The organism is Chitinophaga sp. OAE865 (assembly GCF_040546735.1).
Lineage (GTDB): Bacteria > Bacteroidota > Bacteroidia > Chitinophagales > Chitinophagaceae > Chitinophaga > Chitinophaga polysaccharea_A.
In genome coordinates this window covers 6111763-6124943 of sequence record NZ_JBEPOF010000001.1, presented here as the reverse complement: position 1 = coordinate 6124943, position 13181 = coordinate 6111763, and the positions used below count along the sequence as shown (strand labels likewise).

At 45.8% G+C, this 13181-nt stretch carries 11 protein-coding genes; 6 read left to right on the top strand and 5 right to left on the bottom strand.

The window, feature by feature from the left end; genetic code table 11:
• Positions 1 to 45: 45 nt before the first annotated feature.
• The 3 genes from ABIE50_RS24520 (at position 46) to ABIE50_RS24510 (ending at position 2368) form a co-directional block, all read left to right on the top strand.
• Positions 46 to 408, top strand: coding sequence for a response regulator (locus ABIE50_RS24520; protein ID WP_209858665.1), 363 nt, complete (start codon positions 46 to 48; stop codon positions 406 to 408).
• Between the two features lie 152 nt (positions 409 to 560).
• On the top strand, positions 561 to 1670 hold the full coding sequence (locus ABIE50_RS24515; RefSeq protein WP_209858671.1) for a calcium:cation antiporter: 1110 nt from the start codon (positions 561 to 563) through the stop codon (positions 1668 to 1670).
• Positions 1671 to 1783: 113 nt separating this feature from the next.
• Entirely contained in the window at positions 1784 to 2368 is a 585-nt protein-coding gene (locus tag ABIE50_RS24510) for a PhnA domain-containing protein (RefSeq protein WP_209858678.1), read from the top strand.
• A 50-nt stretch (positions 2369 to 2418) separates the two neighbouring features.
• Here ABIE50_RS24510 and ABIE50_RS24505 read toward each other — a convergent pair whose 3' ends face one another.
• From ABIE50_RS24505 to ABIE50_RS24490, 4 genes are all read right to left on the bottom strand, one after another.
• Positions 2419 to 3639: a glycosyltransferase family 87 protein gene (locus ABIE50_RS24505; protein ID WP_209858680.1), complete on the bottom strand. Its 1221-nt coding sequence runs from the start codon at positions 3637 to 3639 to the stop codon at positions 2419 to 2421.
• A gap of 197 nt (positions 3640 to 3836) precedes the next feature.
• Positions 3837 to 4814, bottom strand: a complete 978-nt coding sequence (locus ABIE50_RS24500; RefSeq protein WP_209858682.1) for a transglutaminase family protein — start codon at positions 4812 to 4814, stop codon at positions 3837 to 3839.
• A 12-nt stretch (positions 4815 to 4826) separates the two neighbouring features.
• Entirely contained in the window at positions 4827 to 5762 is a 936-nt protein-coding gene (locus tag ABIE50_RS24495; RefSeq protein WP_209858684.1) for an alpha-E domain-containing protein, read from the bottom strand.
• Positions 5763 to 5778: 16 nt separating this feature from the next.
• Entirely contained in the window at positions 5779 to 7227 is a 1449-nt protein-coding gene (locus ABIE50_RS24490) for a circularly permuted type 2 ATP-grasp protein (protein ID WP_142688003.1), read from the bottom strand.
• Between the two features lie 307 nt (positions 7228 to 7534).
• Between ABIE50_RS24490 and ABIE50_RS24485 the strand changes: the two genes are divergently transcribed.
• Positions 7535 to 9919: a glycoside hydrolase family 2 protein gene (locus ABIE50_RS24485; protein ID WP_209858685.1), complete on the top strand. Its 2385-nt coding sequence runs from the start codon at positions 7535 to 7537 to the stop codon at positions 9917 to 9919.
• 379 nt (positions 9920 to 10298) lie between these two features.
• On the top strand, positions 10299 to 11465 hold the full coding sequence (locus tag ABIE50_RS24480) for a hypothetical protein (RefSeq protein WP_209858687.1): 1167 nt from the start codon (positions 10299 to 10301) through the stop codon (positions 11463 to 11465).
• A 45-nt stretch (positions 11466 to 11510) separates the two neighbouring features.
• Here ABIE50_RS24480 and ABIE50_RS24475 read toward each other — a convergent pair whose 3' ends face one another.
• The gene (locus tag ABIE50_RS24475) at positions 11511 to 12347 is read right to left on the bottom strand and encodes a ThuA domain-containing protein (protein WP_209858689.1); all 837 of its coding nucleotides are present in this window, start codon (positions 12345 to 12347) and stop codon (positions 11511 to 11513) included.
• A 353-nt stretch (positions 12348 to 12700) separates the two neighbouring features.
• On the opposite strand from ABIE50_RS24475, the gene ABIE50_RS24470 reads away from it, so the two are divergent.
• Positions 12701 to 13177 (top strand): VOC family protein, encoded by a 477-nt coding sequence (locus tag ABIE50_RS24470; protein WP_209858691.1) that lies wholly within the window; start codon positions 12701 to 12703, stop codon positions 13175 to 13177.
• Positions 13178 to 13181 lie beyond the last annotated feature (4 nt).

The following is a 13181-nucleotide window of genomic DNA, read 5'->3' as shown; positions in this document are numbered from 1 at the left end:
GCCGACGTTTTTCAATGTGCATGTTCTGGTATAAAAAATTATCCCATGTGGAAAATACTTGTAGTGGACGACAATCCTTCTATTCTTGAAGCTGTTTCCCTGGTGCTTTCAAGAAGGAAAATGGAGGTAATTACCCTGGAAGACCCCGCAGCGCTTCATGACTATATAGCCCGGTTTGAGCCGGATGTACTGCTGATGGATATTGCCATGGGTAGCTATGATGGCCGGCGCTTATGCCGGGAAATTAAAACCTCGCCGGAGGAATCCAAATTACCTGTGATCCTGTTCTCTGCCAGGAATTATTCAGAAGAATCCATTCGTTTCTGTAAGGCGGATAGCATGATTGCAAAACCTTTCCGCATCGATGAGCTTTATAATGTGGTCAGCAATTTATTACCCTCCGCCTGATAAATAAATATTTCCTCATCAGGGGTTCCTTCTTCCATACAACCGGATAGCATGAATGCTGATGCCTGCTGGGAGGAGCATTTTACACCGGCAGGCGCTTCATTGCGCAGGCGGATGGGGGGCATGTGCTGATTTTTATGTAAATTAAGCACATGGTATTCAATCACTTTCTTTACAGGAAATGGAAAATTACGCTTCCGCTATGGTGTCTTATCAGTCCTCTTACCGGGTTGGCATTACTGGGATTTGCAGGAGAACAGCAAAGCGGGATATTATCAGCTGTGATGGGTTTAGTGTTGATCAGTGTGGTGCTGTCGGCCGTGCATCATGCAGAGGTGGTAGCGCATAAGGTAGGAGAACCGTATGGCACCCTTATTCTGGCGCTTGCTATTACGGTGATTGAAGTATCGCTGATTGTATCTATTATGCTGAACAAGGCAGATCAGGGTGCAACGCTGGCAAGAGATACGGTGTTTGCCGCTATTATGCTGATCCTGTCGGGCATTATAGGGATGTCTTTGTTCATTGGAGGTTACCGCTTTAAAGAACAGGCCTTTATAAAAGCCGGTGTAAGTGCCGCGCTGGTTGCTTTAACGGCGATCTCCATTTTAACCCTCGTCTTACCAAATTATACCACTACCGAAGCAGGCCCTGTTTATTCCAGCAGCCAGCTGATATTTGTAGCCATTATTTCACTGGTGCTGTATGGCGGTTTTGTAGCGGTGCAAGCCGTGAGGCACCGCGATTATTTCCTGCCGAAGGATGCGGCGCCCGGCGATGAAGACACACATGCCGCACCGCCGTCGGGGTTAACTACTGTTGTGAGCCTGGTATTCCTGTTAATAGCCCTGGCAGTGGTGGTGCTACTGTCGAAGAAATTATCTCCTGTAATTGAAACCATTGTGGTAAACCTGGGGGCGCCTAAAAGCCTTGTAGGGGTTATCATAGCGGCGGTGATCCTTTTGCCGGAGGGATTGGCCGCCATCAGGGCCGCCTCGCAAAACCGGTTACAAACAAGCCTGAACCTGGCGCTTGGCTCAGCACTGGCGAGTATAGGGCTCACTATTCCCGCAGTGGCTATAGTTGCTTACACAATGGGGTTTAAGATAACGCTCGGTATAGATGCGAAGTCTACGTTGTTACTGATCCTTTCTCTCTTTACTATCAGTATTTCCTTTAATGCAGGAAAAACCAATATCCTGCAGGGGATCGTGTTGCTGGTGATATTGGCTACCTATCTTTTTATTACCGTGGTACCATAAAGTGAACCAGCTTCCCCGCTTCTGCAGTTCAAACTGCCGGTAAAAATTGAAGCGGTTATGGTCCGGGGTAAAAAAATATTACCTTCGTGCACATTTTTTTATCAAGGATATATATGAAGCTGAACGAACTATTGCTAACAAGGAGTGAAAACAAGTGCGAGCTATGCAAATCAGAAGAGCAGTTGAACATGTACGAAGTGCCTCCCCAGACTTACAGTGATCAGGATAATTGTATCCTTATCTGTGAAAAGTGCCAGTTACAGGTAGAGAAAAAAGCGGAGCTGGACAGTAGTCACTGGCAGTGCCTGAACGAATCGATGTGGAGTGAGGTTCCGGGCGTGCAGATTGTTTCCTGGCGCCTGCTGAACCGCTTAAAGCAGGAAAGCTGGGCGGCAGATAACCTGGACATGATTTACCTGAATGATGAAGCACTGGCCTGGGCTAAAGCTACCGGCGATCATGAAAATGAGGCTGCGGTAGAGTTGCACAGGGATAGCAATGGAGCTGTTCTGCAAAACGGCGACACTGTTATTCTTACCAGGTCCCTTGATGTAAAAGGGTCTACTTTAAACGCAAGAATGGGCACTGTGGTAAAGAATATACGCCTGGTGCCGGATAATACAGAACAAATAGAAGGAAAGATAGAAGGACAGCTGATTGTGATCCTCACCAAATATTTAAGGAAGCAAAATGCATAACAAAAAAGGGGTGTCTCCTGAGTTTTGAGACACCCCTTTTTCATTATTTTTTAGGCTGCCCGTTGCAGCTTGTCGGCCGTTATTCTTGCCGGGACGGCAGATGCCACGAAGAAAGGCTCCATTATTATTTTCAGCCACACAATTGAGCAGAACACCGCTTTCACTGCATAGGGCTCTACGTAAGTTCGGGCAATCCAGTATGGCGTTATCAGGTCTGTAGAGGAAAAGGAAGTGAATACCAGCGTCAGCACTACCAGTACGGTATTTAACGTTGATGGCCGTTCCTGCGTGAAATACCAGATGGCCACACCGGTGAGCGCAATAATATAAGTAGGCGATTCTCCTTTATGGTTAAAGATCACTACCCATATCAGCACGGAGGCCAGCATACTCAGGTTATACCTGGATTCCCGGTTATAGAGGATGGGTAAAAACGGCGCCATAAACAGGGCTGCTGCTGCCAGCATAAAAATCTGTTTGGAGATATCCATGTTAAACCAGGTATGCCACCATCCCATCACGGAAACACCATAGGAAGCGGAGTAGTCGTTCGCCAGCAGGTGGCCCCAGCTCTTGTAAAGGAACAGCAGCTGCTCCCATGAAATCACCATCAAAGGCATCACTGCAATCACGGCTGTCCAGAAAACGGTGTACAACGCGGCTTTCCAGCGTTCAGGGTATAACAGGAACAATGACATGGCCACCACGCCAAATAGTTTGATATACACTGTTACCACCAACAGCAATGCTGCCAGCCAGATCTTTTTGTTTTCCATGCAATGCCATGCAAGAATAAAAAAGCCCGCGATAAATACGTTGATCTGTGAGCTGGTAAGCGCAATCATCATCTCTATAGCTAAAAACAACAGCAGGATGGATTGTTTTTCTTTCTTTACCGGCAAAGTTCTGATGGCAATAATAAATACTACTACGTTCATGATATTCCAGCAAATCAATGCGGGTACATCCGGCATCCAGGCGAAAACGCCCATCCACAAAGCAAAGGAAGGACTGTACTTATACAGGTCGTAATACTCTGATTCGTATAGCACGTAGAGGTCCTGGTTATGTACCAGGTGTGAAAATGCCTGTTTAAAGATCAGGAAGTTATTGTAACGGGTCCATCTTTCCATGTCCTGTGAAGAAAACCAGGAATGAAAAGAGATGCCCACCGCCATTAACAGAAAAAGGGTATACAGGTATTTTGGCGGGATACTACCGATCGTATGGCAGAAAGCATCCCAGCGCCTTTTTATGGCAAAGCGTTGCATTGTACTCTTTTAAATGTGACAGTTGTAGTTTATAGTTCGCCCATTACGGTTCCTGGCAAAACTATATAAATTTTCCTTATTTGTGAATTATCAAATTGTTTTAGGAGAATAAATAAGAGATGTTATTAAGCGGGGGAGGATCAGCGTGACGGGCTCCGCAGAGGGGATCCCGTCATTCGCCGGTGTAATTTGTGCATTCATTGTTGTTGCTGCTGTTGTTGCATCATTATTTCTTCCAGGTGGCGCTGGTAACTATTTTTTGCAGGCGCCGGTGAAACGGTATTACTGGTGGCGGGCTGAAGGAACTGTTCCTGATCAACATGCTCGTGATCATCATAACCTACTGATACGGTCACATCCAGTGTATGTCCTGCACCGCCGCTATATACGCCTTTCACCGGGGAGCAGTCACTGAAATTGCGTCCTACTGCCAGTTTTACATGATTTTCGCCGGCAATGCAGTTGTTGGTGGGGTCAAGTCCCAGCCAGCCATATTCAGGAATATACACTTCCGCCCAGGCGTGGGTGGCGCCTTCCCCGCGCATGCCGTTTTTATTGGGACAAATATACCCGCTTACATATCTTGCCGGAATTTGTGAGAAACGCAGCATGGCGGTTAGCAGGTGCGCGAAATCCTGGCATACACCGGCCTGCAGAAGTAATATTTCATCGAGAGTGCTGTTTACCGTGGTTACTCCTTTGATATAATCGAAGTGTGTATATACATAATCGGAGAAGCGTACAGCTGTTTTGAAAGGTGTATCGGTATCTTCTTTCAGGCTCAGTGAAATTTGCCGCAGGGAAGCTGCGTTTTCAAAATTCTCCTGTTTAAGATAGTCGATAAAAGCCACCTCATAGCGGATGTCCTCCAGTAGCTGCCATTGGACCAATGGAGGCAGGTTATCAGCCGGCAGGGGCCGGGGGAGGGTTTCCACACAGGTGGAAGAAACGATCTTCAATTCATGATGCGGTTCAGTTTGCGTAAAAATTCCTACTTCATTTCCATAATAATCTTTGAATACTTCAACTTCCGGGTGATGAGAAATAGTCAGGTCATGTTTGATCACTTTCTGGTATTCATCTTTTACCGGGTAGAGGATGATCTGGTTGGCACTGTCACGCACTGGTGTTTCGTAGGTGTAACGCGTGGTATGTTTTATTTTGAAAACAGGCATATAATATAATGGTTAAGCATTTGCGAAATAGTATTCATTCAGCAGGTTACCGATGCCGTATAGCTCGCTCCTGATTTTAACAAGATAGGAATGAAGCCCTTCCGCTTTCATGCTGTTTACAGAGCTATAGGTGATGGTGCTGTTCAATCGCCCGATATTAAACGACAGCTTATTATAGTGTTCTATATTCTTATCGCTTTTAAGCCGTTCAAAATACCGGTGAATATTGTTCACGGAATATTTTGCGGATCTTGGAAAATCGTTGTTAAGCATCACCAGTTCCAGCACATTTTCTGCCTCAAAGCCTTTCCTGTAGGTTTTCAGGTAAAGCTCATAACCACCCAGCGATAGTAGCAGGTGTTGCCAGTAAGAGGTGTCTGTAAGCAGATCGGGATTGTTGGAGATGGAGATAAATTTGATATCGAGGATATCGATCGACTGTATACTTCTTTCGAGGTATTTGCCGATGCTCATAAAGCTCCTGCTTTCACCCCTTTCCATGATACTGCCTGCAGTGCCATAATATAGCATTACCTGTTTAATAAGAATATCCAGGGCTGTTACGGGGTCGTCTTTTTGTACATACCATAACAGCTTTGGGTCTTTCACGGTATGATAGTATTCATTGAGGCATTGCCACAGGTCTTTTGCGATGTGCTCCTGTACGCTCCTGGCATTTTCACGGGCCAGTGTGATCATGTTAATGACGGAGTTGGGATTGTCGCGGTTAAAGAGCAGGTACTCGATCACCGAACGGCTGTCGTTTTTGATAGATGAAATTTCGGCTTCATCGCCGCCGGAGGAAATGCGGATCACCGGTGTCCATGTAAATTCCTGGATAGTATCTTGTGAAGAGGCGTAGTTTATTTTCAGCATTCTCAGGATACCGTCGCTTCTTTCTACATACCTGCTCAACCAATATAAACTGGAGGCTACTCTGCTTAACATAGGCGTTTGTTTTTGTTTATGATGCCAGTACCCAGGTGTCTTTACTGCCGCCTCCCTGTGAGCTGTTTACTACGAGGGAGCCTTCTTTCAGGGCTACCCGGGTTAATCCGCCGGGAACGATAGAGATGCCATCGGGGCCTGTAAGGGCGTATGGCCGGAGGTCTACCCGGCGTGGTTGCAGCATGCCGTCGAGATAACACGGGGCGGTAGACAGGCTGATGGTTGGCTGGGCGATGAAGTTCCTGGGGTCTTTCAGTATTTCCTTCTTGTAATTTTCTATGTCGGATTCGGAAGCGGCATGCCCCATCAGCATGCCATAGCCACCGCTTTCATTGGTTTTTTTGATCACCATTTTATGGATGTTACGGAAAACATATTCTTTGTGTTCCGGGTCGCCTAAACTGTAGGTGGGTACATTTTTCAGCAGGGGTGTTTCATTCAGATAATATTTGATCATGTCCGGTACATAGCTGTATACGGCTTTATCGTCTGCAACGCCGTTGCCGGTGGCGTTAATGATAGCTACATTGCCTTTGCGATAGGCGCTCATCAGGCCGGCAACACCGAGCACGCTTTTGGGATTGAATACAAGCGGATCTATATATTCATCGTCTACCCGGCGGTAGATCACATCTACCTGTTGCAAACCGGTGGTGGTTTTCATATATACTTTCTGATCGCGTACCACGAGGTCCCTGCCTTCCACCAGCTCCACGCCCATCAGGCGGGCCAGTGTAGTGTGTTCATAATAGGCGGAATTGTACATGCCCGGGCTCAGCAGCACTATAGTAGGGTTGGCTACCGCACGGGGTGAGAGTGACAACAGGTTCTTATAAAGAATAGAAGGGTACTCTGTTACGCTGCGCACTTTGCACTGTGGCAGGAGGTCGGGAAAGAGCCGTTTGGTGATCTCGCGGTTTTCCAGCATATAGCTTACCCCTGAAGGTGTACGGAGATTATCTTCCAGTACGTAAAAGGTGCCGTCATAATCCCTTATCAGGTCGATGCCCGCAATATGGATATAGATATCGTAGGGAACATTCAGCTGGTGCATTTCCCGCAGGAAATGAGGGCAGGAATAGATGAGGGAAGCGGGAATCACACCATCGCGGATAATAAACTGGTTGTTATAAACATCTTTCAGAAAAAGGTTAAGTGCTTTCAGCCGCTGTTTAATGCCTTCTTCAATAAAAGTCCATTCCGAGCAGGTAATAATACGGGGAATGATATCAAAGGGAAAGATCTTTTCAATCCCTTCCCCGTTGTCGTACACCGTAAAGGTAATTCCCTGGCTCATAAACAGGCGTTTGGCCAGTTCTTCTTTCTTATTGAGATCGTTGGCAGATTCGTTCTCCAGGTAGCTGATGATCCGGTGGTATTGTTCCCGGAGATGGTTATCAGCAATGTACATTTCATCCCAGGTATTGGAGATATGATCATAGCGGTTGAGGTTAATAGTATTCATTTTAATAATATTTATATTCTGGCATATACGATGGCTATTGTTGTTTAATTTATGAAAAAAATGCTAATTATATCATAGTTAAGTTGTTTTATTTTTTATTTCATGCTTAATTTTATTACATTATATAATATGTTAATATTAATGAAATCGAAAAATATACAGATTAACAAACCTTAAAAGTTAAGCCTGTTTATTCATGGGGAATTATGTATATTTTGCTACCGTACCTGTTTTAGCCATTAAGATGAACTGAAAGATCACAACCCTGTAAGCCACTCAATTTAACCACAAAGAAATAAGTAACTCCATGATGAGAACACCACTATTACTGGCCACTGCCTTGCTTTTATGCAGCCTTGCCCCATTACAGGCACAAACCGGTTATAAAATGAAACCTGTTGCCATTCAATCCCGGTGGGCGAAGCAGGTGAATCCGCAAAATGCGCTTACCGCTTATCCACGGCCCCAGCTGGAACGGAAGAACTGGCAAAACCTCAATGGGCTCTGGGAATATGCCATCACCGCAGCAGACGAACCTGCGCCCTATAATTTCGATGGGCAGATACTTGTGCCCTATCCATTGGAATCCGCATTATCCGGCGCAAAGAAAACCCTGTTGCCGGAACAGCGGCTCTGGTACCGCCGTAAACTTGATATTAACCAGGTGGCGGGAGAGAGAACGCTCCTGCACTTCGGGGCGGTGGACTGGCAAAGTAAAGTATATCTCAACGGGAAAGAGGTGGGAGGTCACACCGGCGGCTATACGTCGTTTACTATTGATATTACCAATGCAGTAAAGAACGGGGAGAACATTCTTGTACTGAAGATCTATGATCCGTCGGACAGGGGGATAGGCCCTTCCGGTAAGCAGGTACTGAATCCCGCCAATATCTATTACACGCCCAGTTCCGGTATCTGGCAAACCGTATGGCTGGAAAAGGTGCCTGCCGAGTATATCTCCGGTCTGGATTTCACACCCGATATTGATAAACAAATACTCAATCTTACTGTAAATGCGCCCGCAGGGTATACAGTGGAGGCGGTGGCTTCCGCCAATGGTAAAACTGCAGGCACAGTAAAAGGCAGGAGCGGTGTTCCTTTGCAGTTAAAGGTGGATCATCCGGTTTTATGGTCGCCCGGAAATCCTTTCCTGTACGATCTCTCCGTGAAACTCCTGAAAGGAGGCAGGGTAGCCGATGAAGTGAAAAGCTATTTCGGCATGCGTAAAATATCCATTGCAAAAGATGAAAAAGGAGTAGACCGTATCTTCCTTAACAACAAGCCTTACTTTAACCTTGGCACACTGGACCAGGGCTTCTGGCCCGATGGCCTCTATACCGCGCCAACCGATGAGGCGCTGGCATTCGATATTAAAGCCATCAAGGCAATGGGTTTTAATACCATCCGCAAACATATCAAAGTGGAACCCGACCGCTGGTACTATTGGGCAGATAAACTGGGCATGCTGGTGTGGCAGGATATGGTGAGCCCCAACCACAGCCTGCCCGAAGGCGCCAAAGCGGCTTTTGAGCAGCAATGTAAAGAAACGCTGGCGCAGCTGCATAATTATCCATGCGTTACTACCTGGGTGTTGTTCAATGAAAAATGGGGACAATTTGATCAGCAGCGCTTAACAGAATGGATCAAACGCAGCGATCCGTCGCGGCTCGTGAATGGTCACTCAGGGGAATACCTGTATGTAAATGAAAAGCTCCGCAGTCCCAGCCCGAATGCATACATCAGCGCAGACCTTACCGATGTGCACAGCTACCCCAATCCCATGAATGCCATAAAAATGCCGGGAAAAGCCCAGGTACTGGGCGAGTTCGGTGGTATTGGCGTATTCATTCCCGATCACCAGTGGAACACCAACACTGCCTGGGGATACATTCAGGAAAAGCCCGCTGCACTGAAATCGAAGTATGCCATTATGAACCAGCATCTGCAGCTATTGGAGCGGCAGGGCCTGTCCGCCAGCATCTATACCCAGCCTTTTGATGTGGAAGGAGAGCAGAACGGATTGCTTACCTACGACCGTGAAGTAGTGAAAATTCCGTTTGCGGAAATAAGGAAGATACATGCGCCACTAAATAAAGACATGGGCACCATACCGGAAGTGGCTGCACAGGATGCTGATCTTACAGAACCCGCCGCCATCTACAGCGCCATGTTGCAGGAGTATATTGACGGTAAAAGGGAACCGGCGTTCCTGAGAAAGCTGGCCATGCTGGCGGTGCAGTCGGGCGATAAAGACGGCGCAGCCCTGGCCGGCGCCGACTACTTCGCTGTAATGAAACAACCCTATTCAGAAGATGATCTTCGTTATGTGATGCAGGTAACCGGCAGTACCCGTGATACCGGCTTCTTTATTATCCGCAATAACATGGAGGCCATCGACAAAGCGATGGGCGCAAGACAAGCCACCGTAAAAATGATGAATCTTATTTACCAGGATCTTATCGCTCCCTCTCTGCCTGAAAATGGCGCCAATCCCGACTGGGACGCCATTTACACCACTGTAAGGCCCTATGGCGCGCCGGGAGAGGAAATATACCTGCGGGCAAGAACTATTTATCTTCTCAATAAACAGGATAAAACCGCATTTAAACCAGTGGCTAAGGAATACCTCGATAAGTATGGACAGTTCGTAAAGCTGGATGAAAAGAAAAAGATAGAGGCGTTTATGAATTAGTGCATGCGGATTTTGTCTGACTCAGGATTAAACTGATTACACTGATTACGCTGATTTTATTTTTTGATTCTATAATGATTAAAAAAGATCCAGGGAGATTTATGCGAAGGTATCCGCTTAAATCTCCCCAAATCATTTTTAATCCAAATTAATCAAATCAGCGTAATCAGTGTAATCAGTTTAATCCTGAGTCAGACAAAATCCGCATGGATTAACACAAAAGTGTGACCCATACTTTTGTTCTTTCTCCTTTTCTTTGTTCCCGGATGGAAAATGTTCAGAATGGTTAACCCGTTACCCTTAACATACCTGACGTTACAGTATAATCCTGCAATGTTTTCTGTTCTGCCCTGATATTATTCCTGATAAATAAAATCTCATGAAAAAATTACTCCCTGTACTTTTTGTACTTGCTTTTACAGCTGTAAACGCCCAAACAAATGTGATTGGCAACACCGGCAATGTAGGAATAGGAACACTTAATCCTGTAAGTAAATTACAGGTGGTGGATAATAACCGGAATTATTTTGTGAACCGGCCTATTGCGGGGATATCTGAGGACTCGCAGGGGCCTAATTATATACTACTGCACGAATTATATACAGGCACGTTGTTACCAGATATGCATGTAATGGGAAAAATAACAGGAATCAGAGGAGCCACTTCGGCCTTTAACAGAAAATGGACAATAGAGGTTAATACTTCCACCGCATATAACGCAACCAAGGGATCGCTTATTTGTTATAATGAACCGTCAAGATTAGTGACGCTTGTTTATAATAATAAAACCTATCTCGCTGCAGAAATCGTTAACAGTGCATCGTTGAACTATTTTTCGTTTACAGGGTATGCAAGTGGAGAGTCCCTGATTTTAGTAAAAGATGATAATGTAACAAATGTGCTGCCTTTCGCTCCAACCGATGCTATAGGTATACAGGGAAGCCTCAGTCTTGGAACTCAGTCGTCTTCGGCCAGGTTAGATGTATTAGGCGGCCCAGCCTGGACCACTAACAACTGGCAAAAATCAATGAAACTATATAATGGCGCCGCCATTGAGTTTGCAGGTGCATCAAGGTCATTTGGTCTTGGCGCTTCCGGCGCTAACCTGTATTTTTCAAATGTTAATTCAGACGGCACCGGCGGCGCCAATTATTTTATGATTGCAGATGGCAATACCGGGAATATCAGCATTGGCGGCTCTGTTCCGGTAGCCAATTACAAACTCACGGTAGACGGCGCCATTGGTGCACGCCGTGTTAAAGTACAGCAAGGCTCCTGGGCCGATTATGTATTTCATCCTGATTACCAGCTGCCATCCCTGCAGGAGGTAGAAAACTTTGTCACTACAGAAAAGCACCTGCAAGGTATTCCTTCGGAAAAGGAGGTACTTGAAAAAGGGCTGGACCTGGGCGATTTTGACCAGCAGCTACTAAAGAAAGTAGAAGAGCTTACCCTGTATATTATTCAATTGAATAAAAACGTGGAGCGCCTGAATAAACAGGTGGCAGCGCAACAGCAAACCATTGCCACCTTGCAGGCAAAGTGATAAATAAATGCGCACAGGGTAGATCCTGTGCGCATTTATTTATTGTTACTTTTTCTGTCCCATCCATTGTAATGCATCCAGTATCATCCTGTTCTGTATTTCGTTCGCAAAGGTGAAAGATAATTCCTTGTTGGTATGATGCTCGTAGTCGATATCATTATGCCCCATATTCACATATAGCATCTTATACTTTTTATTGGTCCATACCACAGGATAATAACCGCTGTGCCAGATCTCGTGTTGTTTAGGGCCGGTGCCCAGCGGGAAGCTGCTGGAATCAACAGACAGCAGTATACTGATGTCCGGGTTTTTACGCAGGTCGTTGCTCCAGCGATACCACTCATTGGGAGCGGTGGAGAAAGTATCCGGCAGGTTTTGGGTAACTGGGTGGGAACGGTTTTCTACCCGCAATACAGCCGGTGTAGGCCGCCAGGTATTGCTGCCATACGATCCTGAGCCCAGGAAGGTATTGTGGTACCAGTCCCAGTTTTGCGGAAAGGCAGATGGCGTAAGCGCAAATGCAGCAAAGTGAAAGCCTATCCATCCGCCGCCATGCTCCATGTACTCCCGGAAGGCGGCGCGTTGCGCGGGATCTTCCGGCCTTGTATCCAGGAAAATCACTACCTGGTATTTTGACAAAAATGCAGCATTGAGATTTTGCCAGTTGTTGGTGGAATCGTAACTGAAATTATATTTCGCTGCCATTTCCGGAAACCATCTATTGGCTTCATGCACAAAACTGATATGCGCCTGATCATTTTTAGCAGTGTAAAAAGCGATAACACGGAATTGCGGGGAAGTGGTTTGTTGGGCATGGCCTGCAATACTGCCAAACAGGCTTAAAATAAGCCAAAGGATACTTGTGTGGAATTTTAGCTTCATAAGTAGTAAATGAACTACAAAATAAACCATTTAAGCGAATTTTGTCTGACTCAGGATTATGATGATTTTGCTGATTACGCTGATTTGATCATTGGGATTTTAAAGGATTTTGGAAGATGGAAACGAATAACCGCTTTTATCTTCCCCAATCTTTCTTAATCATTGACAAAATTCTAAAAATAAAATCAGCGTAATCAGCAAAATCATCATAATCCTGAGTCAGACAACCTTCGCGACAAAATCCGCATTGTCGCAAGCGCCCCTAAAGAATGTCGCTTTTGCACCGTAAATGAGAAAAAGAGGGCTGCTATCTTTGTAACGAAATGAACCTCTTAAAAATTTAATCTATCGTTATGCAAAAGATCACGCCGTCATTATGGTTTAACTTCAATGCGGAAGAGGCTATCAGCTTCTACTCATCTATCTTTAAAAGTGCAGAAGTAAAGAACAAATCATATTATGGAGAAGGAGGGTCTGTGCCTGCAGGTACTTTGCTGGCCGCTACCTTTTCCCTGGAGGGACAGGAATTCCTGGCTATCAATGCAGGGCCACAATTCCCGTTCACAGAAGCTGTTTCCTTTACGGTATACTGTGAAACCCAGGAGGAGGTAGATTATTATTGGTCCAGGCTCACTGCCGATGGTGGAAAGGAAGTGCAATGCGGCTGGCTGAAAGATAAATATGGCTTGTCCTGGCAGATCACGCCTACTATCATGTCTAAACTGCTGAGCGATCCGGATAAAGAAAAGGCAGGCAGAGCCATGCAGGCCATGATGAAAATGGTAAAGCTGGATATTGCAGCGCTCGAGAAAGCATTTAATGGTAAATAGTATC

Excerpts from the sequence above, each read along its gene's own strand:
- ABIE50_RS24495 (WP_209858684.1), bottom strand. The coding sequence starts at position 5,762 with ATGTTAAGCAGAGTAGCCTCCAGTTTATATTGGTTGAGCAGGTATGTA.
- ABIE50_RS24480 (WP_209858687.1), top strand. The coding sequence starts at position 10,299 with ATGAAAAAATTACTCCCTGTACTTTTTGTACTTGCTTTTACAGCTGTA.
- ABIE50_RS24500 (WP_209858682.1), bottom strand. The coding sequence starts at position 4,814 with ATGCCTGTTTTCAAAATAAAACATACCACGCGTTACACCTACGAAACA.
- ABIE50_RS24510 (WP_209858678.1), top strand. The coding sequence starts at position 1,784 with ATGAAGCTGAACGAACTATTGCTAACAAGGAGTGAAAACAAGTGCGAG.
- ABIE50_RS24485 (WP_209858685.1), top strand. The coding sequence starts at position 7,535 with ATGATGAGAACACCACTATTACTGGCCACTGCCTTGCTTTTATGCAGC.
- ABIE50_RS24475 (WP_209858689.1), bottom strand. The coding sequence starts at position 12,347 with ATGAAGCTAAAATTCCACACAAGTATCCTTTGGCTTATTTTAAGCCTG.
- ABIE50_RS24470 (WP_209858691.1), top strand. The coding sequence starts at position 12,701 with ATGCAAAAGATCACGCCGTCATTATGGTTTAACTTCAATGCGGAAGAG.
- ABIE50_RS24515 (WP_209858671.1), top strand. The coding sequence starts at position 561 with ATGGTATTCAATCACTTTCTTTACAGGAAATGGAAAATTACGCTTCCG.
- ABIE50_RS24505 (WP_209858680.1), bottom strand. The coding sequence starts at position 3,639 with ATGCAACGCTTTGCCATAAAAAGGCGCTGGGATGCTTTCTGCCATACG.
- ABIE50_RS24490 (WP_142688003.1), bottom strand. The coding sequence starts at position 7,227 with ATGAATACTATTAACCTCAACCGCTATGATCATATCTCCAATACCTGG.
- ABIE50_RS24520 (WP_209858665.1), top strand. The coding sequence starts at position 46 with ATGTGGAAAATACTTGTAGTGGACGACAATCCTTCTATTCTTGAAGCT.